The following is a 26134-nucleotide window of genomic DNA, read 5'->3' as shown; positions in this document are numbered from 1 at the left end:
GACCCATGGCATTGCTGCAAGAGCGCAAACAAGAACTTATCTCTGAATATCAGGTACACGAGACTGACACTGGGTCTCCCGAGGTGCAAGTGGCCCTGCTCACCGATCGCATCAACTCCCTCACCACCCACCTGCAAGCCAATCCCAAAGACTACGCCTCCCGTCGCGGCCTGATGACCATCATCGGCAAGCGCAAGCGCCTGTTGGGCTATATCCAAGCTGAGTCTCCCGAGCGCTATTTCGAAATCACCAAGCGTCTCAACATTCGGGTCAAAAAGTAGATTATGGCTTCCCGCAAGTCTTCGAAACCGCCGTCTGACCCCAACCCCTCTCCGAAGGGGTTCAAGTTTGGAACGGGCGATCGGTCTGGCCTGAAAAATCAGTCTGGCTCTAAGAATCAGTCTGGCTCTAAATCAGCCAAAACTCGCCGGTCTAAAGTGGCTAAGCAGGCGGCGGGAGGCGATCGTAGGAGAAATCAGAAGACCCGAGCGGCCCGCAGCCAATCTTCGACCGAAGCCTCCAACTACATTCCCCCCGAGGTGAGTCAACGCATGGTGCGCCGCGTCGCCTGGATGGCGGGCGTGCCCAGCGCGCTGGGCCTCTCGGCCTTTTTTATCAATTACTACCTGCTGGTCGAGCATATTTTGGAGCTGCCGAGCTGGTTCACCTTTGTCGAAACGCTTTCCTTATTTGGCATTGGCTTTGTCGGAATCACCTACGGTGTCCTCTCTGCCTCTTGGGAGCCCGAGCGGGCAGGCTCTTGGCTCGGCTTTGAAGAATTTCGGCTTAATGTGGTGCTTCTCTTTCAGCAGTGGCGAGAATACAGACAGGCCCAACGCCAAGCCAGTACTGAAGGAGAGTAGGCATGATTGTTGTCATGAAAACTGGGGCTCCGACGGATGTTATCGAGGAGCTCGCGACTGAGTTTGAGGGTTGGGGGCTAACGCCCGAGAAAATTGTCGGCACCCATAAAATTGTGATCGGTTTAGTGGGCGATACGGCCAGTTTGGACGAAGCCCGCATTCAAGAGTTGAGCCCCTTTATCGAGCAGGTTCTGCGGGTCGAAAAACCCTATAAGCGGGCTAGTTTAGAGTTTCACAACGGCGAATCGACCACGGTTACGGTCGCAACCCCTAACGGCCCCGTTCATTTTGGCCGCAGCCACCCACTGGTGGTGATGGCAGGGCCTTGTTCGGTGGAAAATGAAGCGATGATTGTGGCCACTGCCAAGAGTGTCGGGGCTTCTGGGGCAAAGCTATTGCGGGGAGGAGCTTACAAGCCCCGCACATCTCCCTATTCGTTTCAAGGGCACGGCGAAAGTGCTTTAGAGCTTTTGGAGGCAGCTCGCGCAGCCTCTGGCCTGGGCATTATCACCGAGGTGATGGATACTGCCGATATCGATCGCATTGCTGCTGTGGCCGACATCCTGCAAGTGGGCGCTCGCAATATGCAAAACTTTGCCCTGCTCAAGCAGGTGGGCCAACAGTCTAAGCCCGTGATGGTGAAGCGGGGACCGTCTGCAACCATTGACGAATGGCTGATGGCTGCCGAATACGTGTTGGCGGCGGGCAATCCCAATGTGATTTTGTGCGAACGGGGCATTCGCACCTTTGACAGCAAATACACCCGCAATACCTTAGACCTCTCGGCGGTTCCAGTCTTGCAATCGCTAACCCACTTACCCATTGTCATCGACCCCAGCCACGGTACGGGCAAGTCGCAGTTTGTGCCTGCTACGAGCAAGGCGGCGGTAGCTCTGAATGTAGATTCGCTCATGATCGAGGTGCATCCCGATCCCAGTAAAGCGCTGTCGGATGGGCCGCAATCGCTGACCTTTTCAGCTTTTTCCACGCTGATGGACGAGCTCGAGCCTGTGGCCCGCATCGTCGGTCGCGACTACGCCTAAAGAGTCGGTGGGCTCGCAGACAAATTGAGGAACGGTCCGCAATCCGATTGTCGGATGAGCTAGCGCGATAAAATGATTGCAATGCTGTCGCGGTAGGGCAGGCAAAATGGGCTTGACGCTGGCGAAGTGGTCTCTGACGGACTACCACCGCACGATCGAGGCGGGCGTGTTAGCCGGACGCAAAGTCGAACTCATTGGCGGAGACATTGTTGAAATGGCCCCAGAAGGCCCCCTCCACCGCTACACGAATGCCTCAGTTTTGGATTACTTGAAACAACTTTTAGGCGATCGCGCCCAGGTGCTTCCCCCCGGCCCGATCGAGTTATCCGCCGATGGGTCGGAGCCCGAACCGGATGTGGCGGTAGTGGCCCCGCTGGGGACGATTTATATGGAGAGATTGCCGCGATCGGAGGATTTTTATTGGGTGGTTGAAGTGTCGAAAACTACGGTTGCCCTTGATTTGGGCCGGAAGGCCGAGATGTATGCCAGGAATAGTATCGGAGAGTATTGGGTTTTGGATGTAGAACAGCGGCAGTTGTGGATTCACCGCGAGCCCGTCGATGGGGATTACACTTCAAAGGTGATGCAGCAATGCGGCACGGTTTCTCCGCTGGCCTTCCCCGAGATTGAGATTTCGGTTGAGAGACTGTTTGTCGGCAAGGATGTCTGAGAGTGCAAGCGAAACTGGCTACTGCCCATCTCTACATGGAACTGCGTGCATAAAGGCTCGAGCATGCGATCGCCTCCGCCTTGACTCCACTCAAACCGCGACAGTTGCACTCGAGAGACCAGCCTGTTCTTTTGCAATCCGGCGAGCCCAAGCATCTACCTCCAAAATATCGTCTAGGCTGGGCTGAGCGATGGTGTTGTGGCGATCGCACACTGCTTCGAGCAAGCGAGCGATATCTAAATAGCCAATTTGCTCGTTCAGGAACAGGGCCACCGCCGCTTCATTGGCCGCATTCAAGACTGCAGGCATCGTGCCCCCAGCCCGTCCGGCAGCATAGGCCAACTTCATGCAGGGATATTTGCGGTGGTCGGGGGCCTTGAAAGTGAGAGAGGCGACTTCCACCAGATCCAGCGGTTTCCAGTCGGTGTAGATGCGTTCCGGCCAGCTAATGCCGTAGAGGATAGGTAGGTGCATGTCGGGCCAGCCCAACTGCGCAATGACTGACGTATCCTGCAGCTCGATGAGAGAGTGAATGATGCTTTGGGGATGCACCACAATATCGATGTTGTCGTAGTCGAGGCCGCCAAATAACCAGTGGGCTTCAATCACCTCTAACCCTTTATTCATCAGGGTGGCGGAATCGATCGTAATCTTGCGTCCCATGACCCAGTTGGGATGTTTGAGGGCATCCGCCAAGGTCACAGAAGACAGCTTATCAATGGGCAGATCGCGGAAAGCGCCGCCGGAGGCCGTCAAGATAATGCGCCGCAAGCCCCCTGCGGGAACCCCCTGCAAGCATTGAAAAATCGCTGAATGCTCGGAATCGACGGGAACCAGATTAATGCCGTACTTTTTCACCTCTGGCAGAACGACCGGACCGCCTGCCACGAGGGTTTCTTTATTGGCCAGAGCGATATCTTTGCCAGCGGCGATCGCCGACAGCGTGGGTAACAACCCCGCACATCCCACGATGCCGGTCACCACTAAGTTGGCATCGCCGTAGGCCGCAACCTCGCACACACCTTCACTGCCTGCCAGCAAGCGCGGCGAAGGATCGCAGCCAGCGATCGCGTCTTTTAGTTCCCCCAACTTATCGGGATTGGAAATGGCCACAATTTCGGGTTTGAATTGCCGGACTTGCTCGGCTAATCGGGCGATGTTGTTGTGGGCACTCAAGCCAACAATGCGGAAGCGATCGGGGTATTGGGCCACCAAGTCGAGGGTTTGGGTGCCAATCGAACCGGTCGAACCGAGAAGAGTAATCGCTTTCATAAAATCTAGCAGGGGGCAAACCACCCACACTTTACACCAGACTTTACGGTTTCTTTCGACTGTAGAGTTGTAGCGGCAGTATTCTGCAACAATCCTGCCAGGGAAATGCTCTGTCAGTGGGGTAGGTTTGGCTAAAACAGGAGCAAGCGGCAGGCCCAAAACAGGGGAACGCCCGCTAAAATCGCCCAATCGAATCTTTGCATTTTCAGTACGTGCCACTGAACCGCAAGCTCCGGTCCGAGATAGCCTCGCACTTGCATGGCCGAGGCGGTTTGTTCTGCCCGAATCAACAGATTTTGCAGCACCCTTTCCACCAAAGAGAGGGCCAATTTTACGCCCCCCTTTAAGCCCAATCCCTGCCAGTGAATGTCGCGGGTGCGCACGGCCCGAGCGATGTTTTGCACTTCTTCTAGCACCAGAGGCAAAAACCGCAGGGCTAAGGTCAGAGTTAAGACAATTTCGGCTACCGGCACTTTGAGGGGGCGCAGAGGCGCGCAGAAAAAGGCGATCGCCTCGGTGATTTCTTCAGGGGCAGTGGCGAGTAAAAATAGGGACGTACTGTAGAGCAGCGTGAAAATGAGGGTGGCGAGGCGAATAGCGATCGCCAGCGATCGCCGCGAGATCCGCAGTTCTCGTCCCAGCACTGGCGGTATCGTCAGCAGCTCGTAGCGGTAGCGGGTCGGTTGTGGCAATTGCTCCCAATCCACGACTCGCAGGCGCTCTATCTCTGCAGGCGCGGTTGCGGCTGTGTCGCTCGGATCGGCGGTGACTGCGGACTCCGCTAAGGGCAAGAGCAGTCCGTAAGCCATTTCGGCAGCGGGCCGCACTGGCTCGGAACGAACGCCTAACGCCTCGGGAGCAAAGGCGGTGAGGAGAGTGGCGAAGAGGGCGATGGCTAAAGCGATGCCCAACTGACCTCGCCAGACGCGCCAGGGCAATTGCGACCCCCAGGTGAGCAGAACGAGAAAGGCCACCACCGCTAACCGCCACCAGCCATCGGCCAAGATGGGACTGAGTAAAATACTGACAAGCCAAACAAATTTAACGCGGGGATCGAGACGGTGCAGCCACGTGACGGGCGATTCCAGATAGGTGCCTAACGGGACGTTGCGCAGGAGATCGACCATCGCTGGGGCATTACCGGGTAGCAGGACTCATGTTTACCGTAACAAGGGGTTGGCGGGCAGGCACGCGGTTGGCATCATCCCAGTCCTTGCTGTTCAAATCAATTTTGCTGCGAGATTGCTTGAATAGAGCGAGCATTGCTGTCAGCGATTTGGCGCAATTCAGCCAATTCCTGCCGGACAAGCTCAAATTCTCGTTGGTTAGCTTCTTCGTGCTCTTTTTGCAATTGTGCGATTTGGCCAATCAGGTTGGAAGTTGCCGTTTGCCTTTCAGTCAGTTGCACCAATAGATTGCCAACCATTTCAAACGCAGCTTGTGTTTCTGGGTTCATCTCAGACTCCCCTCCATTTCCCCATCTCTTCTCTACCGCCATCCTAGTCCCTGCACTCGGATGAACGAGCCGACAGGATGTCTTGCAAGGCAAGCTTTGGATTAATCTTGCTGCGAGATTGCTTGAATAGAGCGAGCATTGCTGTCAGCGATTTGGCGCAATTCAGCCAATTCCTGCCTAACAAGCCCAAATTCCTGCCGGACAAGCTCAAATTCTCGTTGGTTAGCTTCTTCGTGCTCTTTTTGTAATTGTGCGACTTGGCCAATCAGGGTGGAAGTTGCTGTTTGCCTTTCAGTCAGTTGTACTAGGAGCTTGCCAACTGTATCAAACGCAGCTTCGGTTTCTGGACTCATCTCGGGCTCTCCTCCAGCTCTCTAGTGCTTCTCTGCAGTTATCCTAGCCCCTCCAACCAGATTACTGAGCTGACAGGATGTCTTGAAAGGCAAAATCTGGATCGGCCAAAACGAAGACTGTGGTTGGCAATTGCGCAGCGCGTTCCTCTAGCTCGGTATACCGTTCGGCAAACGACTCGTCTGGCTGGGCCATGCCCAAAAAGACCAGGTCTGCATGGCGCGAAGTCTCAGCCAAAATTGTGTCGAACGATCGCCCTTCGGCCACCACCACCTGCGATCGCGCCCTGCTCACCCGCAACTGTCGAATCAAGTCGGCCAAATTGGCCGCTGCCGATTGAGCTGCATTTTCATCTGCAACCACTAGGTTGAGGCAAATCTCGGCGTTGCGCCAAGCCACGTCGTTGCGCAAGAGATCCGCCAGCAATAGCATCAGAGCGCCATTGCCCTGCAAGCCCCGCCACCACACGTCGATTTTCTGGCGGCGGCCAAAACCGCGCGCTTCATTTTCCCGCAACACCACAACGCTTCGCCCCGCCCAATGAATATCGGCGATCGTTTGACAATAGCGCTCGCGGCGATCGGGCTCTCCATTGGCCCCCAGCACCACCGTGTTGGGCACCAGCGGACCGATACCGTAGGCTTCCACCAGTTGCAGCGCTCCATCCAAGGGATCGGGAGCGGCAATCACCCGCACCAGTGCTTGCACCCCCCGCTTCTCCAAATAATCCCGGATAGTACTTTCCATATTGGTTTTTTGGGCCGCATCCCGCGACCCACTCGGCAAAATGCTGGCGATCGTAATGAAGCCGCGATTGTGGACCAACGCATCGGCAAACTCCACCAGCGCCCATCTTTTTTTAGGTGTGCCGGTCAAGGCCAAGATATTGGGGCGCCAACTGCGGGGATCTTCGGCAGCAGGGTCGAGCTGGAAAATGCCTTCCCGCAGCAGTGCCAGCCGCAAGCCATTGCGAGCATCTCCCCAGGTGGCGATGAGCGATCGCTGCTGCAGCCAAAAGTAAATGACCAGAACGATCGTTGCGGCCACCACGGTAGCTGCCGGATCGATCGCCAGCATCACGATAATGCAGCCCACTGCCCCCAACAGTGACAGCCACCAGGCCACCGGAAATGTGGGCCGAAAGGACGGGCTTTGGACAAACCCTTCAATCCCGGCAGCCACGTTGAGGACGAGGTAGGTGGTGAGAAAAAACATTGTCAGTACGGGGGCGATCGCATTCAAATCCCCAATACTCACCGCAGCTAGGGCCACCCCCAGTGTCACCATCGTGCCGATGCGAGGTTCGTCGTTCGGGCCACTGCCCGTCCCCAAGATCCGCATCCAGCGAGGCAATACGCCATCGCGGGCCAGCGCCTGCAATACCCTCGGTGCGCCCAACAGGCTACCGATCGCACTGGACAGGGTCGCCCCCCAAACCCCCAGTAAAATGGCCGGTCCCCATGCCGCAATCCGGCGCATCACCAACGAATCGGCAATGAGCGTCGCTGTGTCTACCCGCGCAGCCAAAACAATCGGCACAATCAGGTAGATAACGTATCCCGTAGCCACTGCAGCGAGGGTTCCGAGCGGGATGGCACGGCTGGGGTCTTTCAGATCGCCAGACAAATTAATCCCTGCCATAATGCCGGTGACGGCGGGAAAGAACACGGCAAACACGCGCCAAAACGAGGTTGTCTCCGTCACTCCCACAGCCACAGCACTCGTCGTTTCAGTAGGGTCGAGGGGATGGCCGAATACCAGCAAGATTAGGGAAAGGGCGATCGCTGCCATAATCGCGTACTGTGCTTTAATGGCAGCTTCGGCAGAGGTGAGGGCCAAGACTGCAACTGCTAGGGTTGTTACGAGGGCAACGAGGGTCAAATTGAGATTGCCAAACGAGAGGGTCACACTTTCGGCAAAGCCAATGGTATAGAGGGCCACCGACAGTGCTTGGGCGAAATAAAGGGGAATTCCCACAGCTCCGCCGGTCTCGATGCCGAGGGCGCGACTGACCATGTAGTAAGCACCGCCGACGCGCACCACGCGATCGGTGGCGATCGCGCAGACGGAGAGGGAGGTCAAAAACGTAATCGAGGTGGACAGTGTGACGATGACCAAAGTGCCGAGCAGCCCCACGTTACCCACGACCCAGCCGAAGCGCAGATACATGATCACGCCCAGAATGGTGAGGATAGAGGGGGTGTAAACGCCACCAAATGCGCCTAAACCAGCGGTGGTGGCAGTGTCGCTGCTTGCAGGGCTGGCGGAGGGCGATCGCCACCGAGGGAGCGGAAATTTCATGAACTGTTCGAAGGATAGGCGCAACGATCTTACGCACTGACTGCCAGAACTTCCAGTTTTCGACCCCTTTTAGACCTGAGTTCGATCGCGATCCTCCACGAGCATTACAGGCAATGGGCTGGTTTCGAGCACGGCTTGAGAGACTGACCCCAACAGAATGCGATCGCGGTGCCCCCGACGGCCCATGACGATATTGGTGGCCTGACAGTCGCGGGCCACCTGCACGATGGTTTCGGGAATGCTGCCCTCGATCGCGATCCAGCGGTAGCGGATATCGGCCAACAGTGGGCTGGCGAGTGAATGGAGGGATTGCAGTTGTTCGCGGTTATCTGTGACGCAGACGTGCAGTAGGATGGCGTCTCCATCGGTGCGGCGAGCAAAGTTAGCGGCTTCCAGTAAGACGGATGTCGCCAGCGCTGAGGTATCCACGGCTGCCAGCACCCGCGTCCGCTCCGAGAGCGCGACTTTGGCGGGATCTACTGTCCCTCGCTGCAGCAATTTGGGGGCAAAAAATGGGATTGCCCAGGCCCCCAGCGGTGCAGTGACGAGGATGGAGAGAGCTGCGATCGCCAAAATCGTCTCGCCCCCCGCCAGCCCCTGCGACAGGGGCACTGCCCCAATGGCCGCTTGCACTGTCGCTTTGGCCGAATTCCCCGGCAGTAAATACAGCCGCTCCCGCCACGTCCAGTCGCTGCCGACAGTGGAGAGATACCATCCCGCCGTTCGCCCGAGCAACAGGCCAACTGTCAAGACTGCGAGTCCCGATAAGAGGCGATCGCCCAACACCGCCAGATCGAGACTGGCTCCCAGCAGCACAAACAGAGCGATTTCGGCCACCACCCAGAGGCCGTTAAAGCCCGCACGCAATCGCCGTGCCAGCGGTGCATCCAATTCAATCAGGAAAAATCCCATCGACATCGCCGCCAAATAGCCGGAGAAGTAGGGCCATCTTTGAGCCAGTAACACCAACAGCAGCGAGATTCCCGCTGCCACTAGCAGATCCTGAGTAGCGTTCTGAGTCCATCGCTGCTGGGCCAACAGTCGGACTAACCCCCAGGCCACCCCGTATCCGATCGCAACTCCCAACCCCACCTGCAGGAGGACTTGCAGCGGTAACAGTTGGGCAGCGTTGAGGGACCAACCTCCCGGCAGAGCGAGTTGTGGGATGCTTCCTTGGGTCAGTAGGTTGAGCAGAAGACTGAAAACTAAGAGGAGTAGGGCATCGGAGAGGGCACTCCCCGTTAAAATTGCATCGGCGATTCCTTTGGTTACCCCCCAGCCAGTGCTTTTGAGACGCAACATCCCCGGCACGATCACGGCAGGCGACTCAGCCCCAACAATGCAGCCCAACAGCAGTCCTGTGGGCCAATCGAAACCCAGCAAGCGGGTGGAAATGGCTGCAATAGCGATCGCTTCGCAGGCTCCTGGCAAAACCCCCAGTCTCAAGGCTACCGTCCCCTGCTGGGCGAGTTTACTGCGATCGAGCCCCAATCCCGCCCGCATCAGCACAATCGTGACTGCGAGGGTGCGGGGCGCAGCGGCTTGCTCCAACACCTCTGGGGCGATCGCCTGTCCCCAGCCCAAGGCCAGCCCAACAAGAATAGCTCCCAGTAATGGGGGAGCTCCCAGACGTCGGGCAAGCTGTCCGGCGATGAATCCCCCCAGCAAAATCCACAACCAACTGGTCAATAGGGGCGACATACTTTCCCACCCGAGGTGTTTGGAACTGATGTCGGTTTATTGTAGCGATTGGGAGAAACCCCTTCTGCAGTCTCGCAGGATCGTCGGAAGATGGGGTGCGCGCGGCGATCGCCTATTTGGCATCAGCAGACAGACACTCGACTCGGTAGGTCGCCTTTGCATCCGGGCCAAACGAGATCTCGTCGCCCTCGTGCAGCTCGTGGGCACTGACTTTCAGGCCGTTGACCGTCAAACCATTCGTGCTCGGCTTCCCCTCTAGATCTCCATCTAGAAGGCGGTAGAAATACTCTCCTTCTCGTTCGGCGGGCACCCTCAGGAGCAAAGCGTGATAGCGAGAAGCAAATTGAGAGTTTAAACAAATATCGTTAGCAATATCGCGCCCAATAAAATACTTCGGGGCTCCGAGCGCGTGGTCGCGCAAGCCGTCGCAGTCTTCTACCGACAAGATATGTCGGCAGGATTGGGGAGTAAAGGACTCGTTTCGATCGGCCATGCTGGAGATCGGTGCAACTCTGATGCTGGATTCACGTACTAACACAAATGAACCAAATTTAACGACAGGATGCCAAGTGCATTGAGACGCGGGTTAAAATGCCCGAAGGAATTTTCCTATTCAGAAAGATACCCATAAGGCCGACTTTGCGTAGCGTTGCCACTCATAGCAAGTAGAGACAGCAAATTTTCACTTATTATGACACGAGTTTGCTGGCTAGAAGTTACGTAGATTTCAGTGAAGTTAGTATCGGGGTTTCTGAAAAGATTCAGGGATTCCGTAGGATCTCACAGGCTTCGCGCGCACGCGAGTCGGGCAAAATTGGGTATTCTTTTCGGGTCGCCGATGCAGCTCGCTCGATCGTGAGGTCGGTTTGACAGGGCGATCGCCCCTGTGTAGGCCCAGAATTGTCAGTGCTAGGATCGCAACTGCAAAATCGTCTATCGTAAAATCATCTGTCGCTAAACCGCCCTGTCGCACTGCCATTGTTATTATGCCGGTTGAAGCTCCTGTCAAACCCCAGTCTGCCCCCAGTCGAAACCTAGACCGATCGAGGGAACGGTACCCCAACTATAAAGTGATCGTATTGGATGACGATTTCAATACGATCCAGCACGTCCAAAAATGTCTGCTGAAATATATTCCTAATATGAATCCAACTCTGGCCTACGAGTTGACAATGCAAGTCCATCACCAGGGGCAAGCAATTGTTTGGGTGGGGCCTCAAGAGCCTGCAGAGTTATATCATACACAACTCAAACGAGAAGGATTGACCATGGCTCCCCTCGAACCCGCAAATTAATTTGCCGTTCGGCTGAGCTTGGCTCTGTCGAGTTCGCCCTTCAGTCTGAGGTGCGATCGAGCTGAATTAGGAGATAGCTAATGGCCACAGGGAAAGAGAGCACGAGCAAAATCTGAGGCAATAGCTCCATCAGTCCCGCTAAAGCAGGCCCGAGGACAATGTAAGCAAAGAGTGCAATTGCGATCGCCCAAGTTCGAGAGAGAGTTGCAAAATTCATCACTATCCTTAGCTTGGATGCGAATGAGATGGATGAGAAACACCAGTCAAAAAATAGCCATTACTGAAATATCCAGCAATGGCTGCGAGATTTGGCATTAGGTTGGTTGAATTAGCTTCTATCAATAAGATTCCCGCAAGAGAAAGAAAATTACATCGCCGTTTCTCGACAAAGCGATCGCGCAAAACCTCAGCCTACTGGCAAGAATATTTGCTCATTCAATTGAGGCGATTGTAACTGTCCGACAATTCCTGTTCTTAGGGCCAGTTATCGATAGACCTCTCGGCGATCGCCGAGTCTAACCACCAGAACGAGCAATGCTTTGTCCTGGATATCGCAGATAATCCGACAATCCCCCACGCGGTAACGCCATAAACCTCCAAGTGCGCCGGTTAATGCTTTACCAGTGCTGCGAGGGTCTTCTCTCTCAGCAACGCGCTCATCCATATAATCGAGGATGCGTCTTGCCCTTTGCTTATCGAGCTTCCGCAGTTGTTTTTTGGCCGTGTCAGTGTACTCAATCGTCCAGGCCAAGGTCTTTCCTCACATTAGCCGCAGAATGAACCTGCTCTTGCCCCTTGCGGACGCGCTCTAGCACGTCAGCGGCGAGGTAGTAGTCTTCTAACTCCTCAAGTCCCTGCTCAATGAGTTGACGTAGGTAATAAGCCTTGGTGCGACCAGTCTGCTTGGCCAGGAGGTCGAGCCTCTGCTCGATTTCTGAGGAAAGGCGAATCGAAGTAGCTATGTCTCGCTCCAAATGAATACATGTATTCAGCATATCGCAAGAGTCTGTAGACACTCCAGGTAATTGGGTCCGAACAAGTGTTGCCGGTGATGATGTAGCGCAAGAGGTGACTAGCAAATCGATGCTAAGTTGCGGATACCAGACAACTGACTTTAGAAGAAATCACTGAGGCTTGCGGAAATGGGACTGCTCGTTGATGGCATTTGGCACGACCAATGGTACGACACCAAAAGCACGGGCGGACGCTTCGTGCGCAAAGCTTCCCAATTTCGCCATTGGGTTACCCCCGACGGCAGCCCCGGCCCCACAGGCAAAGGGGGATTTAAGGCGGAAGGCGATCGCTATCACCTCTATGTCTCCCATGCCTGCCCCTGGGCCCACCGCACGATGATTTTCAGAGCCCTCAAAGGCTTAGAAGACCTCATTTCCATTTCGGTGGTGAATTGGTATATGGCAGAAAAGGGCTGGACCTTCGACCCCGCCGACGGCGTCATTCCCGATTCCATCAACCAAGCCCAATACCTCCACCAGGTCTACACCAAAGCCGACCCCACCTACACCGGACGAGTCACCGTCCCCGTTCTGTGGGACACCCACACCCACACCATCGTCAACAACGAATCCTCCGAAATCATTCGCATGTTCAACAGTGCCTTCGACGGGCTGGGGGCCAAACCGGGAGACTATTATCCCGAGCCATTGCGCGCCGAAATCGACGCCCTCAACGATCGCATCTACGACACCGTCAACAACGGCGTCTACAAATCTGGATTCGCCACCACCCAAGCCGCCTACGAACAAGCGGTCAAACCCCTATTCGACACCCTCGATTGGCTAGAAGAACGCCTGGGCAAAACGCGGTACTTAACTGGCGATCGCCTCACAGAAGCCGATTGGCGCTTGTTCACCACCCTCGTGCGCTTCGATCCGGTATACGTGGGTCACTTCAAATGCAACATTCGCCGCATTGTGGATTATCTCAACCTGTGGGGCTACCTGCGGGACTTATACCAAACCCCCGGCGTTGCCGAAACCGTTCATTTCGACCACCTCAAGGGTCACTATTACGCCAGCCACGAGACCATCAACCCCACGCGCATCGTGCCCGTAGGACCGGAGATCGACTTTATGGCCCCCCACGATCGCCACCAGTTAGGTGGCTAACAAGAGCTGTCGCTTGGCCTCAAAGCGATGGGCATTCAACTTCTCCACCGTTGCGATCGCATCTTTGACCAAAAACTGGTTGCCGAATCGTACTAAGCGGCGGCGATCGCCCGCACACACCTCCGCCACCACCGGAATGCGACCGCGAGACTCGCGATCGCCTGCTTGCTCCCGCAAAATCTCGGCGAGCTGGTGCTGCACGGCAATATCGCTGGCGCGATCGGCCTCCAATTTCACCATCACCATCTGCACCTGTTCTAGCGGTTCGATGTCATTCACGATCAATTGTTTCCGGTCGTCCCGCTTATCCACTTTGCCCCACAGCATGACTCGCGTGTCGGGGATGAGGCGATCGTGAATGAGGGCATGGGTTTTGGGAAACACCACCGCTTCGCAGCTACCGGTCAGATCCTCCAGTTGAAGGATGGCCATGCGATCGCCCTTCTTGGTGGTAACGGGCTTGAGGTTGGCGATTAAGGCGATCGCGCTGATATCGATCTTGTCGCTATAGTCAGCCAAATCCCCCAAATTGATGGGGGCCAAAATGCGGGAAGGACGCTGCACGTCCTTGAGGGGATGGTCGGAAACGTAGAAGCCCAATAGCTCTTTTTCTAACCGCAGCCGTTCGTCTTGAGGGTAGTCCTGGGTATGAGGTGCCGTTGGAGCGTCGAAGCTATCGGAAGTTCCGCTATTATCAGTGCTGCCTCCCATCAAATCGAACAGGCTCGCCTGACCGATGGTCCGATCCTTGGCCCGACTGGAGGCCCAATCCAGCACCACATCGAGATCGGCAATGAGTTGTTTGCGGTTGTGGTTGAGTTTGTCGAATGCCCCCACGTGAATCAAGGCTTCTAAGGCTCGACGGTTGACGGCGCGGCCATCGACGCGATCGCACAAATCCGATAGAGACTGGTAAGGGCCATTATTTTCGCGCTCTTCTATCAGATTCTCGATCGCCCCTTGCCCAATATTTTTCACCCCGCCCAACCCAAACAGAATACTCTTTTCCAAAGGGGTGAAATCGAGACCGGAACGGTTGACATCCGGCGGTTCGATCTCGATGCCGAGGGACAGACAATAGGCGATATAGCGCTGCACCTTATCGCGATCGCCGCCAATGGAAGACAGCAGCGCTGCCATATATTCCACGGGGTAATTAGCCTTCAGATAAGCTGTTTGATAAGTGACAAATCCATAGGCTGTGGAGTGGGATTTGTTGAAACAATATTCGGCAAATACCAACATTTGCTCGAACAGTCCTTTAGCCACGGACCCGGGCACGCCGTTCCGGGCTGCCCCATCGAGAAACTTTTCCCGGTGTTTCTCCATTTCAGCCACCTTCTTCTTACCCATCGCCCGCCGCAACAGGTCCGCTTGCCCCAACGAGTAACCTGCCATATCTTGAGCGATCCGCATGATCTGCTCTTGGTATAGAATCGTGCCGTAGGTGTCGTGGAGGATGGGCTGCAGGATTTCGTGACCGTAGGTAATTTGTTTTCTGCCGTGCTTGCGATCGATAAATTCGGGAATCATGCCCGTATCTAACGGTCCCGGTCGGTACAGAGCCAACACTGACGAAATATCTTCCAAATTAGAAGGTTTGAGATCGCGTACTACCTGCTTCATACCAGAAGATTCCAATTGGAAAATCCCTTCTAATTCGCCTTTCTCTAATAATTTATAGGTGTTGAGATCGCCTTCTGGAATCAGATCGATATCTAACTTTTCACCTTTAGTCTTTTCGATCAAATCGACCGCTCGCTGAATCATAGTTAGGTTGCGCAGCCCCAAAAAGTCCATTTTCAGCAAACCGCAAGCTTCCACATCTTCCATGTAGTACTGCGTGATCACCGAGCCATCGTTGTTGCGCTGCAGCGGTACAATCTCATCCAGCGGCAGTTTAGAAATCACCACCCCCGCAGCGTGAACGCCAGAGGTTTTGTTCGTCCCCTCAATCCGCATGGCCATATCGAGCCACTTGGTCACCACGGGATCGTTGAGGTATTTCTCTCTAAATTCCGGTTCTGGCGTGTTCTCGCCAATCATTGTCTTCAGTTTGGCTGGTTTGCCCCGCGCGACGGGGATCATCTTCGCCATTTTGTCGGCGTCGCCGTAGGGAATATCCATCACGCGAGCCACGTCCTTCAGCACCGCCTTAGAGGTCATGCGGTTGAAGGTGATAATCTGGGCAACTTTGTCCTGACCGTATTTTTCGGTGACGTATTGAATCACTTCATCCCGCCGTTCGATGCAGAAATCCGTGTCGATATCGGGCATTGACTTGCGTTCGGGATTGAGGAAGCGCTCGAACAGCAGGCCGTATTTGACTGGGTCGATATTGGTGATGCGCATGGAATAGGCCACCAGCGAGCCCGCCGCCGAGCCCCGACCGGGGCCGACCGGTATATTCTGCTCGCGAGAAAAACGAATGAAGTCCCACACCACCAGGAAGTAGGCGGCAAAGCCTTTGTCCTGCATGATTTTGAGCTCTTTGCGCATGCGAGCGTCGTATTCTGCGGGGATGCGATCGCGGCTGGTTAGTTGAAGGCGATCGAGCAGCCCGTTCCAGGCCACGTCTTCGAAGTAGGTTTCTGGGGTGTGACCGGGGGGGACGGGGTAATCGGGCAGGTTGGTTTTGCCCAGGATGTCGTAGGCTTCGATTTTGTTGGCCACTTTGATGGTGTTGGCGATCGCCTCTTCGATAACGTCGTCGGTTAAGTGATCGCGACAGATCCGGCGCATTTCATCGCAGCTTTTGAGATATTCAGTACCGCTGTAGCGCAGGCGCTTGTCTTCGGTGACAGATTTGCCGGTTTGGATGCAGAGCAGGGCGTCGTGGGCTTCGACGTCGTTGCAGGAGATGAAGTGGGAGTCGTTGGTGAGGATGATTTCGATGTCGAGTTCGCGGGCGATTTTGACCAGTTCGACATTGACGAGCCGGTCTTCGCGGGAGCCGTGGTCTTGCAGTTCGATGTAGTAGTCTTCTCCAAATAGGTCTTGGTACCACTGGGCCACTTTGCGAGCGATTTCGGGGCGGCCCTGCATGATGGCTTGGGGCAGCTCGCCGCCGAGGCAGGCGGAGGTGACGATCAGTCCTTCGTGGTGTTTTTCGAGTAGTTCCTTATTAATACAGGGGCGTTGGAAGATGCCGCGTCCCTGCATGCCTTCGAGGTGGGAGATGGTGGTGAGTTTGACGAGGTTTTTATAGCCTTGGGTGTTTTTGGCCAGGACGACTTGGTGATAGCGGGGGTAGCGTTTTTTCTTGTCGGTGATGTCGCCGTTGATGACGTACATTTCGTTGCCGATGATGGGTTTAATCGGCTTGCCTCGGGTGAGTTTGAGCAGTTCGACGGCTCCGCACATGACGCCGTGGTCGGTGAGGGCGACAGCTGGCATGTTGAGTTCGATGGCGCGATCGACTAGGTCGGGGAGCTGGCTGGCTCCGTCGAGGAGGCTGTAGTCGCTGTGGATGTGCAGGCCGACGAAGGACATGGGCGATCGCTCTGGATGGTGGTTGTAGTCCTAGTTTGCCAGGTGTTTACGCTAATGAGGTGGGGTCTCCACAAGTTTTAGGAAAGCGGTATTGTAGAGGTCTTTAGTAGCACAGGTTTGTGGCGCTAGTAGAACGTGCAAGTGTGTCAATCACACAGAAAGAGGGTAACATTGAGTTGAGGGCTCAGCCCAGGGGTAGTTGTAGGACTGCCGCTCCTAACCGCTGTAAGCAGCGGTTTTTGAGTATTTAAGTATCGAAACAGTAATATTTAATTCCCAATCTTTCTATTTCTGACTCTTCAATTCTGTCATTGATGAGCAATCGATTCGATTTTAAGGATTGAAAAGCTCTGTTATTTGGTTCTCGCTTACCTCTTGCTAGCGGATAGAGGCAAAGGTCGGCAACTTGCAGCTCACTTCTTGTTTTTGGCAGCCCTTCGATGCCCCGCAGTAGCTGTGCGTATTCATTGCGATCGAGCGGAGAGTACTTATCAGAGGTGCTTGGATTGAACGGACTCCCTTTACTCCTCAACTCATTAAAGTATCCTTTGATTATTCGATCCTCCTTCTTCCCAATTTTCTCAAAATAGACCATTAGTTTTCCTCCTTCAGATGCAATGTATTTTGCAGCCCTCTCAACAACGATGCAGAAGGCTGAACGCATCATTTCCCATGTATTAGTTCCATATTGTGCTTCATATCTATTCAAATAACCTTGCCGATCTACAACGCAAGCTGTAAGAATAATCGGTAGACTCGTAATTACATTGGTTAGCTCGTCGAAGAATCGTTCTTGCTCTTCCTCAGAACACTTACCCAGCCAAGCAAATCCTCTCTTTCTGGCTCTAATTTCTGAACCATGTAATAGAGTCTCGCTCTTCATGTCCCAATTCGATTTGAAACAATCGAGGCGATCTCGAATCACCCTTTCATCCTGCCGTTTTACTAGAACCCCGCCAAAGCCAAAGTATGGGCAAGCATCTTTCCTATTGGGCTTTGGACTGCCTGTCTCATCTAGAAAAAGAGCGAACTCAGGATCCATTAGAATATTTAGCAGTATATTTATCGTCTCAAGCTTATCCCTAATCGAGCAAAGTAACATACGGCCAAGGTTGTCAGTCAAGCGGAGGTTTTGATAGGTTTGCGCTTAGCACGGAACTGACGGGACTCGATGTCATCGGTATGTTCTTCGAGATAGGCTGCGATCTCGTCGTCAGGGATACGAATCAGCTCTCCGGTTTTGAGTAATACGTCTGCCATAGTTCTCGGGGGGTTATGATGCTGTCTGCAATATGCTCTGTTTAATCGTCATGTGACATTATTGCCACAGCTCTACTATGGCAGAAACAGTTCTAATGCGTCAGAAATCGGCAGAAACAGCGGTTTGGGGCTTAAAGGCAGCTCCAGTATTGGTTTTGTTGGTGCTGGGGATCGCGTCAGTCGGCCCTCACCCCCGGCCCCTCTCCCAATCCTGATACTGCTGGCCAATTTAACATTTAGAAATATTGGCATGGTGCAAGTCCTCTGCATGGCCCTCACCCCCGGCCCCTCTCCCAAGTTTGGGAGAGGGGAGAAACAGCCGAAAATCCTTACGGGGCCTTGTTCCCCTGCCCCCAAAGTTGGGGGTAGGGGTTAGGGGAAGGGGGCCACAGGCATCTAGACAAATGGCCAATGTTTCGGAATATGAATTTCGCCAGCAGCATCAATCCTGGGCGAGGGGAGTAGCAGCCGCGTTCTTTTGGGGCTAGTGGGGGTACTTTGCGATCGCTGCTTGCTTGTTGGCGATGTTGAAGGAAACGTTTAGGGTTCGAGGGTCGGCACCGAGTGCTGAGCAAGGCTCAAACTGGCGATCGCCCTAACGAGTTAGAACAACTGCTCGATAAGGCTCATTACTCTTGTGAGGACTGATTTGAATAGTAACTTTCCAATCCAGCCGCTGAAGAAACACCAACAGCCTATCCGTTGTGAACCGGTCGAAGTACCCATTCATCAGATGAGAGACTTCCCACTGTTTAATCTCAAGCAGCTCTGTGATCGCCTTTTGTTTGAGTCCCTTCTCTTCTAAAATCCCGAACACTTGAAATCTAATTTGAGCGCGAGTATATAATTTACCAGAACCTTCTGACTCCAGGTCGGCAAATACATTTCCACTACCCTGAAATACTTCTGTTGCTTTTACTTCACTGCTCATTTCTGAAATCCTCCAGAGCTTCTCGATACCGACACTCTATTAAGATGCATAGTCCGACAACTCGACAAGTATTTCTGAAATCTGGTCGAACACTTCATTATTCTCTGGGATATCAGACAAGAGTGTGCGTTGGAGATAAAATATTGCGTCCGAATTAATCTCTCCTGAATCAGAAAGTTTACGTTCAGCATAATCTTTTAAAACTTCCTTTGGATCTGAAGAATTCTGATCAGTAAATTCTTTATGGTTCGCAACTATAAACTCTTCTGAGGTCTGACAAGGTAAATACCGGAAGTGCTTTCTTGCAAAAGATAAATATTTCCTATAAAGATCAAATTTCTGCTCTTGATTGTTTGAATCCATAGGTATACGAGGACAATACTTAAAGGTGCATTGTAGAATGTCTTTCAGGCGATCATTGTCTGAAGGTGGAACCTCTTCAGGATTTCGGATGCCGCCATTAGGCATTTGATCTCCGTCAAAAACAAAACTAGCATTTGATCTATCCTTCAGCATTTCAGTTGCAGCCATATCAAGCATCGTGTTGACACCACCAGGGATAAAATCCACAGTAATTTTATCCCGCTGACTTTCAGAAAGTCTTTTATTTAACACAAATCTTAGTAAGGCTTGAGCGAGTTTATCCTCAACAAAAATCAAAGACTTATTTGATTCAGGTCTTTTATAACCTAAATAAAAAGAGCTTTCATCAGCAGGAGATGAATTAAACAGCTTAATTCTTTCTGTGTCCTCATCACGAATAAGTACCTTAATTGCACAATCTGGAAGACCACGAGCAAAAAATGGCGAATGAGTTGAGATGACAACTTGTAGCTTTTTTTCCTTTATTTTTTCTAAAATAAATTCCCTCAATTTATACTGTGCATCTATATGTAAAGAGGTCTCTGGCTCATCAAGGAGTATCAATGCTTTTTCGGGAGATCTATCTATAGCATAAATAAGTCGCATGATACTCGTCTCTCCACTCCCTGCAAAAGCCTCTGAATAATTATTCTCGTGCCCTTTTTTTATATAAACTGAGAAGCTGCCAGAAAAGTAGAAATCATGTTCAATATAGATAATCTCCTTGTAGTCACTACCAAGAATTTTGTTGACGATTGATCGTTGCGCTTGCGTGAATAAATGATTTACAGATATTCTTTCTTTTCTGTAATATTTTTTACTCTGAAGTTTTTCTTTTATAGCCTCTTTGAGAGGTCTTGAATATTTTCTAAGTGCTTTTCTATGTGCCAGTCTGTTTTTAACAGCTTTATAAAATGCTTTATCGAAAGCACTTATTTCTGCCCTGAAATCTAGATATAGCACCTCCTTATTGATTGCATTCCACCTGGTCATCGACCTTATAGGATGATTTTTGTTTTCAAGTGTCGGGAATGGCTTCATTCCGTACTCAAGAACTGGTCGAGAAGGTTCCCAATAATCAGGATCGCCCTTTCTGTTGATTCTTGTTTTCAGAACTTCTGCAGTGTCGCCAGTTTGCACATCTGTATATCGATAGAAGTATGCTGCTCTTGAATTATCACTAATAGGATCTGTGTAGGTTGAAAACCAGTACTCTCCTGTACTTTTTCCTCTGGGACAACCATATAATGCATGTAGTATCGAGCTTTTATTGGTTCCATTCCTTCCGATAAGTAATGTCAAAGGAAAGTCTAGTGTTAGTTCAGACGAAGGAGATAGATTTTTGTATTTAGGAAATACAATAGATGAAATATATGGTTTATAGTCACTACCACATTGGAATGCTTTTTTGAGACTATCCATATCTTGAGACATAATTTTCTCTCTAAATAAAAGATTCGGAAAACCTTTGAGCCATCAAGGGAGGAACAGCATTTCCTACCTGTCGAGCACATGAGCCTAAGTTGCCATAAAACACAAAATCATCCGGAAATGTTTGTAATCTGGCGGCTTCACGAACACTAATTGCTCGATGCTGCTCAGGGTGTCCAAAGCGTCCATTCGAGTAACTTATACATCTAGTAGTTAATGTAGAAGCTGGCTCATCCCACTTCATACGGCCATATACATCTGTATGACCTTGATAGTTCTTGTGACACCCTACCCTTAGTCCTTCTGGCCAATCTCTTCTATCTCCACCTTCAGGTGTATGTTGAATTCTGATAAGATTTTGCTCCGAAAGGTTGAATGCCGCATGGTTGGGGATTGTTTGATGTCTTTCACCAGCTTTGATCGCAGGAAGATCTGCAATCCAATCCTTAACACTTGTCTCAGGTTGGCTGTATTTCTCAAGAATTTCCTTGATCGGCCTTACCTTCCTTCCATTCGATGATGCTGTAAGGATGAATCTCTTTCTAACTTGTGGCACTCCAATTTCAGATGCTTTTATTACTGAATAATCAAAATTATATCTATCTTTTTCAAGTAATTCTGTAAAACCACTAAAAGCCTCTCCAGATTTGTTTATATTCTGGATACCGGGAACATTCTCAAGAAAAATAAAGTCTGGCTTCCAGTACCTGACAAACCTTTCGAACTCTGACAATAAAGATTTCCTGGAATCATTTTCCTTGATCAGTCTTCTTTGACCTGTAAAAGGCTGACATGGAGCACATGCACAAAACAATAGAGGCGTCTTGCGCTGTTTCATTAATATGCCTGACAGGTCTTCAGGCTTGACTTGCCTAATATCTTTTTCTATAAATGTAACTTTTGGGAAATTGTTTCGGAAAGTTTCTGCTGAGTCTTTGTCATAATCAAGTGCACCGATAACTCTGAATCCATAGTTCTGGAAACCGAGGCTTGTCCCCCCACAACCGCTGAAAAAATCAAAAACTTCAACCATGAATTATTATTCGCGAAGATGCATCACTAGTAATTATGCACTACATAGGACCAATTATATTGAGTTATATACAAGCAACACTTCGGACAGTTTTTCAGAGGCAACGGTAGAATGCGGATTTCAGGCCGTCTGGATGCCCCAATCATCAACGGTAGAATGCGGGTTTCAGCCATTTTCGTAAAAACTGTCCAGACTATTGATACAAAACTGGTTCTAACGTTTTCTGTGGTCGGAGTGTTTTTACTTATTCAGGCAAACATTTTAATGCCTCATAACTTGCATCCCTGTTATCTATAGTTCATCTTTCGTCAGAAGATACACATATTTACAACAAAATAATGCACTATATCTACAGAAGCTTGCAGCAAAATACTGCTATAAGGCCAGAAATACGGCTGCCACAGAATCCGTTAGAACTAGTACAAAACAAGCCCATCTGAAAACACTAAACCTTATACTTGAGTTTGCTATGCACCTGAACCTCACTTATCCAAGCCTAAAATACACTATGTTTTAGGCGCTGTCCACTCGTCAGGGAAATGATAAACCCCATCCACGTAGAGACATGGAATTTTCCAGTGGTAGTCTCTGAACACTGAAGCCATTGCTCTGTAAGCACTGTAGCTGATTTTCAAAACTACGGTTTTCTAGCTAGATGTGGTTTATCGAATTCTGAGATCCTCCTAGAATCCTAATCCCCCACCCTTCACATCGAATTCCAAGTAGAACAAATCCTGACATCCCTTTCTGTTCCTTATGGTGATCTATGCCGTCCGAACCCTTCGGAGATTTCCCAAGACAGACGTGTGAAGGTGTGGTTTATCTGCGAAGAGTCTCCATATAGAGAAGCGCTACCATCCCGCTGATTTCAGCGCCTGCCGTAGGTCTTTGAGAGGAAACATCAGCGTTTTGGGCGCGACGGGTGATTCTTTGAACCCCATACTTTCATAGAAGAGCTTGCCCGATCGCTAAGCGCATGAACGATAAAAGCCCTAGCTCCAATGACATTGGCTGCCTGTAGTCCCCGAAGCAAGGCATCTTTCACCAACCCTCGCCCCAATCCCTGCCCCTGATGATTGAGATCGATCGCCAGTCGTCCGAGAACGATCGCCGGAATAGGATCTGGAGCATTACGTTGCATTGGCTTGATGGCATCCTGTCTGACAACACTCCCCGCAGCCAAACAGTAGAACCCCACGACAACGTTCTCAACACAAACAACATAAGTCCGAGCATTGCCAACCTGCTCACTCTGTCTGGACTGCCGCTGCAGCCAATCATTCAGAGATTCATCCCCACAGTCAAATGCATCTGTACCGTGGATCTCGGCCAACGGCTCTGGCAATCTATACATCACTCCCACGGAGACCTCGAGTGCAGCAGACGGACTAACTCTGGGTTATCTGCTGGAGGGCGATCGATCGCCTCAGTAAACGCCTGCCAAGCTTTGTCACTCAGAGAGAACGCGGTCCGCTCTTGCAGAGCTATTCGATCTACCAATGCCTCGCCCGTTCTGGAAGACAAATCCGATTCACCAGAATTAACAACTCCAACCAGTCCTTCAAGCGTTTTGTCGAGCATTAATGCTTCAGTGTCGTCAGTGTCTTTGACAGCCTTATCCCCATCAATTTCGGGCAGCACAGTCAAACGAACTCGCCGACCGGCTAACTCGTCCGCACGAGTCAGAATCTCTTCCCAAGTGCCCTCTAACGTTTGGAATTCCATCGATCGCCCCTCGTCTTTCCTACAGTCTACGAAATCGAACCCGATCGCGGCGATCGCCCCAACCCCCCTCAGCCAAAGGGCGATCGCACGAGCTAAACTAAACCCAAACTGCATCAGTCCTCCAGACAATGCTCAAACTAACCAACCTCATTCCCCATGAGCCCAACCCGCCAGGATATCATCCAAGCGATCGAATCTCTCCCCAACGAAGCCCTACCCGAGTTAACATCCTTCGTCGAGCAACTCCACCTCAGAACCGAGCCAACCCATCTCCCAAAAACGTCTAGTCTCTCTAGCTTGCTTGCCCTCGCAGGCTTAGGAGCCTCCGGTCAAACCGACATCTCTGAAACAGAAGAAGGCATCCTCGCTACCGAGATCGATCCCCTCCGAGGATGGACCCTCAAGTAGCCCCACCACATGACCGCTATCATCGACACTCGCTTTCTCTACGCCCTCACCGACCGAAGCGATCGCAACCAACTCCCCCGTTCTTCAAACCTCCCAAGCGATCGCCCCTCACCTTGGCACCAACTCAAACCCTTGCCCGCCCCGCAAGTGTAGACATAAACCTCATCCAGATTGAGATCTGGAGTTTTCAAGCATTGCACTCGGCCCCCTAAATCCCCCACCAGTGGGGGACTTCCGAGAGGCTATTGGCTTCGTTCTACAACTATCCAAGGCGAAAATTCTTCGTTTGTCCAAACTTTCGGCAGCAGCAATCAACGAAGCATCAGCCATGTCCATGCATCAGCCATATCCATCGGGCGATCGCTAAAAAATATGTACCGGAGGCGAACTTAAGTCATAATTTGTCGCGCTTCTAATGCCCTAGCGAGGGTAACTTCATCAGCGTATTCGAGGTCGGAACCGATCGGTAGGCCGAAAGCAATGCGGGTGACCTTGAGATTGGGGTTGAGCTCTTTTAGGTAGTCGGCAACCACATGCATGGTCACTTCCCCTTCAACGCTAGGACTGATGGCCATAATGACTTCTTCCGGCTTGTCGGCAGCGGCGCGCTGAATGAGCTGGCGAATATTGAGCTGTTCGGCACCAATGCCATTCATGGGGGAAATGAGGCCGCCCAAAACGTGGTACTTGCCCTTAAACTCGCGGGTGCGTTCTAGCGCGATCAGATCCTTGGAGTCCGCCACGATGCAGAGTTGCCTGGACTCTCGCTGAGGCGATCGGCAAATCTCGCAGGGATCGTCCGCCGAAAAGTGAAAGCAGATGGAGCATTGACCAATTTGCTCTTTGGCCTCGATGAGGGCGCGGGCCAGGGCTTCCACCTCGGTTTTAGGCCGGTCGAGCAGGTGCAGAGCCAAGCGCTGAGCTGATTTGGGACCGATGCCGGGAAGTTTCTGCAGTTCTTCAATCAGGCGGGCTAGAGGGCGAGTATACATGAATGAACTTCCATTGAACGGCAATGGATCGAAAACATCAAAACCCCCCGCGCGATCGCGGAGAGCTGCCTACCGTATTGCGAGCTGCCGCGCAGGTCAGCTTAAAATCCCAGCCCCGGTAGGCTAATATCGCCCGTCAACTCTTCCATCTTGGTCCGCATCGTCTCGGTCGACTCGGCATACGCCTTCTGTAAAGCCTCAAAAAACAAGCCCTGCAACTCCTCCGCTGACTTATCCATCGCTTCTGGAGCCAGCGTTACACCCCGAGGCTCTTGGTTGCCGCTTAACGAGACGGTCACCAAACCGCCTCCAGCTGCGCCGACAATTTCCATCTCGTCTAGCTCGACTTGGAGCTTTTGAGCCCCCTCTTTCACCTGCTGGGCCTTCTTAAGCGCCTCTTGAATCTTGCCGAACGGTCCAAACCCTTTAGCCATGAGTAGCCTCTAAATGCACAACATGCGGACAGAGCACCTGCAATTCTAGCTTGAATTATGCCCCCTCCAGTACAGATTCTCTCGCCTGCACTCACCAAGTGGGGTCGCTCCACAGCTCCACCACCATCGATTGCTCCGGCACTGCCGCAATACAAGAACAGATAGGCCCCCACAAATCGGTCTCCACTTCGCAGGCATGGCAAGATCCCCGCAAACACCCCGTCGGAATCGAGACCCCCGCTCGCGCGGCCACCGCTAGCAGCGACTCTCCGGGAGTCGCTTGAATGGTGACATCGTCCGGTAAAAACTTGATGGTGACCGTTGGTGCGGATGTCGGTTGGGGGGATGCTTTGGGTTCGGACACGCTGCAATGCTCTCCCGCATGACTGCTTGTTAAAGATTCTTCCCTATCGCAGAATTCGCCAGCGCAGCAGTTGATTCCAAAGACGCGCCAACCAGCTTGCGGTACCGGCAATGCGATCGCCTTTGTCCCAGCGACCGAATAACTGGCGACCGATGGGGGCCAAGCGATAGCGGCTAGTAATACCCTGACCGTCCACTTCCCGCCGAATCGCCCCCACTTGAATCAGCCACATCAAATCGTCTTCCACCGCCCGTTCGGAGATGGGGCGAAGGGTGTAACCTCGACTGCTGCCAGCCCGATCGCCAATTTCAGCTAAATCGACGCTGCCATCGAGCATGACGGTGTAGAGAGGATGGCAAAACGGCGCACAACGCATGGCTCGCTCCGCTCGGCGATAGGTACTGGGGGAATAGGTGATGGAAGCTTGAGGGACCAGCATGGGGAAGATGCGAGGGGAACGATCGTTTGCGAAAAGAGGCAAGGATTGGTAAGAGCTGCACGGATACAATTTCAATCTAAACTATCCATCGAATTGTCGCTGAATTCTGCAGGGTACGACTCCACTGCCCCAGCCCCCATCTGCGCAAGCGCGGACACCTAGCCTAGAATCAATGAATTACGTA

At 52.3% G+C, this 26134-nt stretch carries 31 protein-coding genes; 9 read left to right on the top strand and 22 right to left on the bottom strand.

Translation table 11 applies throughout. From position 1 onward, the window contains the following. Nucleotides 1-5 precede the first annotated feature (5 nt). The 4 genes from rpsO (at nucleotide 6) to SYN7336_RS13330 (ending at nucleotide 2576) form a co-directional block, all read left to right on the top strand. Complete coding sequence (rpsO, locus tag SYN7336_RS13345; protein WP_017326452.1) at nucleotides 6-281, top strand: 30S ribosomal protein S15; 276 nt, start codon at nucleotides 6-8, stop codon at nucleotides 279-281. A 3-nt stretch (nucleotides 282-284) separates the two neighbouring features. After that, the gene (locus tag SYN7336_RS25845; protein ID WP_017326451.1) at nucleotides 285-863 is read left to right on the top strand and encodes a PAM68 family protein; all 579 of its coding nucleotides are present in this window, start codon (nucleotides 285-287) and stop codon (nucleotides 861-863) included. 2 nt (nucleotides 864-865) lie between these two features. Further along, a complete protein-coding gene (gene aroF / locus SYN7336_RS13335; RefSeq protein WP_017326450.1) occupies nucleotides 866-1906 on the top strand; it encodes a 3-deoxy-7-phosphoheptulonate synthase in 1041 nt (346 codons plus the stop codon). A gap of 106 nt (nucleotides 1907-2012) precedes the next feature. Beyond that, on the top strand, nucleotides 2013-2576 hold the full coding sequence (locus tag SYN7336_RS13330; protein WP_017326449.1) for a Uma2 family endonuclease: 564 nt from the start codon (nucleotides 2013-2015) through the stop codon (nucleotides 2574-2576). A 90-nt stretch (nucleotides 2577-2666) separates the two neighbouring features. Here SYN7336_RS13330 and dxr read toward each other — a convergent pair whose 3' ends face one another. The 7 genes from dxr to SYN7336_RS13295 all read right to left on the bottom strand — a co-directional run bounded on the left by dxr (nucleotide 2667) and on the right by SYN7336_RS13295 (nucleotide 10195). Continuing rightward, nucleotides 2667-3848, bottom strand: a complete 1182-nt coding sequence (gene dxr / locus SYN7336_RS13325) for a 1-deoxy-D-xylulose-5-phosphate reductoisomerase (protein WP_017326448.1) — start codon at nucleotides 3846-3848, stop codon at nucleotides 2667-2669. Nucleotides 3849-3979: 131 nt separating this feature from the next. Further along, nucleotides 3980-4975, bottom strand: a complete 996-nt coding sequence (locus tag SYN7336_RS13320) for an energy-coupling factor transporter transmembrane protein EcfT (protein WP_017326447.1) — start codon at nucleotides 4973-4975, stop codon at nucleotides 3980-3982. A gap of 98 nt (nucleotides 4976-5073) precedes the next feature. Continuing rightward, entirely contained in the window at nucleotides 5074-5304 is a 231-nt protein-coding gene (locus SYN7336_RS13315) for a hypothetical protein (RefSeq protein ID WP_017326446.1), read from the bottom strand. A 101-nt stretch (nucleotides 5305-5405) separates the two neighbouring features. Continuing rightward, nucleotides 5406-5657, bottom strand: coding sequence for a hypothetical protein (locus SYN7336_RS13310; RefSeq protein ID WP_017326445.1), 252 nt, complete (start codon nucleotides 5655-5657; stop codon nucleotides 5406-5408). Between the two features lie 61 nt (nucleotides 5658-5718). Beyond that, nucleotides 5719-7956 carry an amino acid permease gene (locus SYN7336_RS13305; RefSeq protein ID WP_017326444.1) on the bottom strand — a complete coding sequence of 746 codons (2238 nt, stop codon included), beginning with the start codon at nucleotides 7954-7956 and terminating at the stop codon, nucleotides 5719-5721. Nucleotides 7957-8025: 69 nt separating this feature from the next. Beyond that, nucleotides 8026-9657 (bottom strand): sodium:proton antiporter, encoded by a 1632-nt coding sequence (locus SYN7336_RS13300; RefSeq protein WP_017326443.1) that lies wholly within the window; start codon nucleotides 9655-9657, stop codon nucleotides 8026-8028. Nucleotides 9658-9769: 112 nt separating this feature from the next. Continuing rightward, on the bottom strand, nucleotides 9770-10195 hold the full coding sequence (locus SYN7336_RS13295) for an FHA domain-containing protein (RefSeq protein ID WP_227498503.1): 426 nt from the start codon (nucleotides 10193-10195) through the stop codon (nucleotides 9770-9772). 448 nt (nucleotides 10196-10643) lie between these two features. Here SYN7336_RS13295 and clpS point away from each other — a divergent pair, with 448 nt between their 5' ends. Then, a complete protein-coding gene (gene clpS, locus SYN7336_RS13285) occupies nucleotides 10644-10952 on the top strand; it encodes an ATP-dependent Clp protease adapter ClpS (protein ID WP_017326440.1) in 309 nt (102 codons plus the stop codon). 40 nt (nucleotides 10953-10992) lie between these two features. On the opposite strand, the gene SYN7336_RS30905 is transcribed toward clpS, so the two are convergent. From SYN7336_RS30905 to SYN7336_RS13270, 3 genes are all read right to left on the bottom strand, one after another. Then, the gene (locus SYN7336_RS30905; protein WP_017326439.1) at nucleotides 10993-11169 is read right to left on the bottom strand and encodes a hypothetical protein; all 177 of its coding nucleotides are present in this window, start codon (nucleotides 11167-11169) and stop codon (nucleotides 10993-10995) included. Nucleotides 11170-11436: 267 nt separating this feature from the next. Continuing rightward, entirely contained in the window at nucleotides 11437-11703 is a 267-nt protein-coding gene (locus SYN7336_RS13275; RefSeq protein WP_026100974.1) for a type II toxin-antitoxin system RelE/ParE family toxin, read from the bottom strand. Further along, nucleotides 11687-11947: a ribbon-helix-helix protein, CopG family gene (locus tag SYN7336_RS13270; RefSeq protein ID WP_017326437.1), complete on the bottom strand. Its 261-nt coding sequence runs from the start codon at nucleotides 11945-11947 to the stop codon at nucleotides 11687-11689. Before SYN7336_RS13270 ends, SYN7336_RS13275 begins: the two co-directional genes overlap by 17 nt. A gap of 147 nt (nucleotides 11948-12094) precedes the next feature. On the opposite strand from SYN7336_RS13270, the gene SYN7336_RS13265 reads away from it, so the two are divergent. Then, nucleotides 12095-13078 (top strand): glutathione S-transferase family protein, encoded by a 984-nt coding sequence (locus SYN7336_RS13265; RefSeq protein ID WP_017326436.1) that lies wholly within the window; start codon nucleotides 12095-12097, stop codon nucleotides 13076-13078. On the opposite strand, the gene SYN7336_RS13260 is transcribed toward SYN7336_RS13265, so the two are convergent. The 3 genes from SYN7336_RS13260 to SYN7336_RS31730 form a co-directional block, all read right to left on the bottom strand. After that, on the bottom strand, nucleotides 13067-16570 hold the full coding sequence (locus tag SYN7336_RS13260; protein ID WP_017326435.1) for a DNA polymerase III subunit alpha: 3504 nt from the start codon (nucleotides 16568-16570) through the stop codon (nucleotides 13067-13069). The genes SYN7336_RS13265 and SYN7336_RS13260 overlap by 12 nt on opposite strands. Before the next feature lie 247 nt (nucleotides 16571-16817). Beyond that, entirely contained in the window at nucleotides 16818-17612 is a 795-nt protein-coding gene (locus SYN7336_RS13255) for a DUF3800 domain-containing protein (RefSeq protein WP_038027048.1), read from the bottom strand. A gap of 77 nt (nucleotides 17613-17689) precedes the next feature. Then, complete coding sequence (locus SYN7336_RS31730) at nucleotides 17690-17830, bottom strand: hypothetical protein (protein WP_017326433.1); 141 nt, start codon at nucleotides 17828-17830, stop codon at nucleotides 17690-17692. 77 nt (nucleotides 17831-17907) lie between these two features. On the opposite strand from SYN7336_RS31730, the gene SYN7336_RS30900 reads away from it, so the two are divergent. Continuing rightward, the gene (locus SYN7336_RS30900) at nucleotides 17908-18045 is read left to right on the top strand and encodes a hypothetical protein (RefSeq protein ID WP_156820143.1); all 138 of its coding nucleotides are present in this window, start codon (nucleotides 17908-17910) and stop codon (nucleotides 18043-18045) included. 380 nt (nucleotides 18046-18425) lie between these two features. Here the strand turns inward: SYN7336_RS30900 and SYN7336_RS13245 are convergent, their stop codons facing one another. The 5 genes from SYN7336_RS13245 to SYN7336_RS31515 form a co-directional block, all read right to left on the bottom strand. Then, complete coding sequence (locus SYN7336_RS13245) at nucleotides 18426-18761, bottom strand: helix-turn-helix domain-containing protein (protein WP_017326432.1); 336 nt, start codon at nucleotides 18759-18761, stop codon at nucleotides 18426-18428. Between the two features lie 39 nt (nucleotides 18762-18800). Then, on the bottom strand, nucleotides 18801-20558 hold the full coding sequence (locus SYN7336_RS13240; protein ID WP_083885727.1) for an ATP-dependent endonuclease: 1758 nt from the start codon (nucleotides 20556-20558) through the stop codon (nucleotides 18801-18803). Nucleotides 20559-20568: 10 nt separating this feature from the next. Continuing rightward, the gene (locus SYN7336_RS13230; protein WP_017326429.1) at nucleotides 20569-21588 is read right to left on the bottom strand and encodes a DNA cytosine methyltransferase; all 1020 of its coding nucleotides are present in this window, start codon (nucleotides 21586-21588) and stop codon (nucleotides 20569-20571) included. A 901-nt stretch (nucleotides 21589-22489) separates the two neighbouring features. Next, the gene (locus SYN7336_RS25840) at nucleotides 22490-22942 is read right to left on the bottom strand and encodes a GNAT family N-acetyltransferase (protein ID WP_202951104.1); all 453 of its coding nucleotides are present in this window, start codon (nucleotides 22940-22942) and stop codon (nucleotides 22490-22492) included. Beyond that, complete coding sequence (locus SYN7336_RS31515) at nucleotides 22942-23427, bottom strand: DUF1778 domain-containing protein (protein ID WP_051039813.1); 486 nt, start codon at nucleotides 23425-23427, stop codon at nucleotides 22942-22944. The genes SYN7336_RS25840 and SYN7336_RS31515 overlap by 1 nt, the downstream gene beginning before the upstream one ends. A gap of 42 nt (nucleotides 23428-23469) precedes the next feature. Between SYN7336_RS31515 and SYN7336_RS13205 the strand changes: the two genes are divergently transcribed. Both SYN7336_RS13205 and SYN7336_RS30890 read left to right on the top strand, forming a co-directional pair. Continuing rightward, nucleotides 23470-23721, top strand: coding sequence for a hypothetical protein (locus tag SYN7336_RS13205; RefSeq protein WP_017326426.1), 252 nt, complete (start codon nucleotides 23470-23472; stop codon nucleotides 23719-23721). A 9-nt stretch (nucleotides 23722-23730) separates the two neighbouring features. Further along, entirely contained in the window at nucleotides 23731-23874 is a 144-nt protein-coding gene (locus tag SYN7336_RS30890; protein ID WP_156820142.1) for a hypothetical protein, read from the top strand. Between the two features lie 236 nt (nucleotides 23875-24110). On the opposite strand, the gene recR is transcribed toward SYN7336_RS30890, so the two are convergent. From recR to SYN7336_RS13185, 4 genes are all read right to left on the bottom strand, one after another. Next, nucleotides 24111-24713 carry a recombination mediator RecR gene (gene recR, locus SYN7336_RS13200; protein ID WP_017326425.1) on the bottom strand — a complete coding sequence of 201 codons (603 nt, stop codon included), beginning with the start codon at nucleotides 24711-24713 and terminating at the stop codon, nucleotides 24111-24113. A 101-nt stretch (nucleotides 24714-24814) separates the two neighbouring features. Further along, complete coding sequence (locus SYN7336_RS13195; RefSeq protein ID WP_017326424.1) at nucleotides 24815-25147, bottom strand: YbaB/EbfC family nucleoid-associated protein; 333 nt, start codon at nucleotides 25145-25147, stop codon at nucleotides 24815-24817. A 91-nt stretch (nucleotides 25148-25238) separates the two neighbouring features. Beyond that, nucleotides 25239-25511 (bottom strand): 2Fe-2S iron-sulfur cluster-binding protein, encoded by a 273-nt coding sequence (locus SYN7336_RS13190; protein ID WP_017326423.1) that lies wholly within the window; start codon nucleotides 25509-25511, stop codon nucleotides 25239-25241. 43 nt (nucleotides 25512-25554) lie between these two features. Further along, on the bottom strand, nucleotides 25555-25950 hold the full coding sequence (locus tag SYN7336_RS13185; RefSeq protein WP_017326422.1) for an Npun_F0494 family protein: 396 nt from the start codon (nucleotides 25948-25950) through the stop codon (nucleotides 25555-25557). Nucleotides 25951-26134: the final 184 nt, after the last annotated feature.

Source organism: Synechococcus sp. PCC 7336 (assembly GCF_000332275.1).
Lineage (GTDB): Bacteria > Cyanobacteriota > Cyanobacteriia > Thermostichales > PCC-7336 > PCC-7336.
Note: the sequence above shows the minus strand (reverse complement) of the source record. Positions and strands in the feature narration are given on the sequence as shown.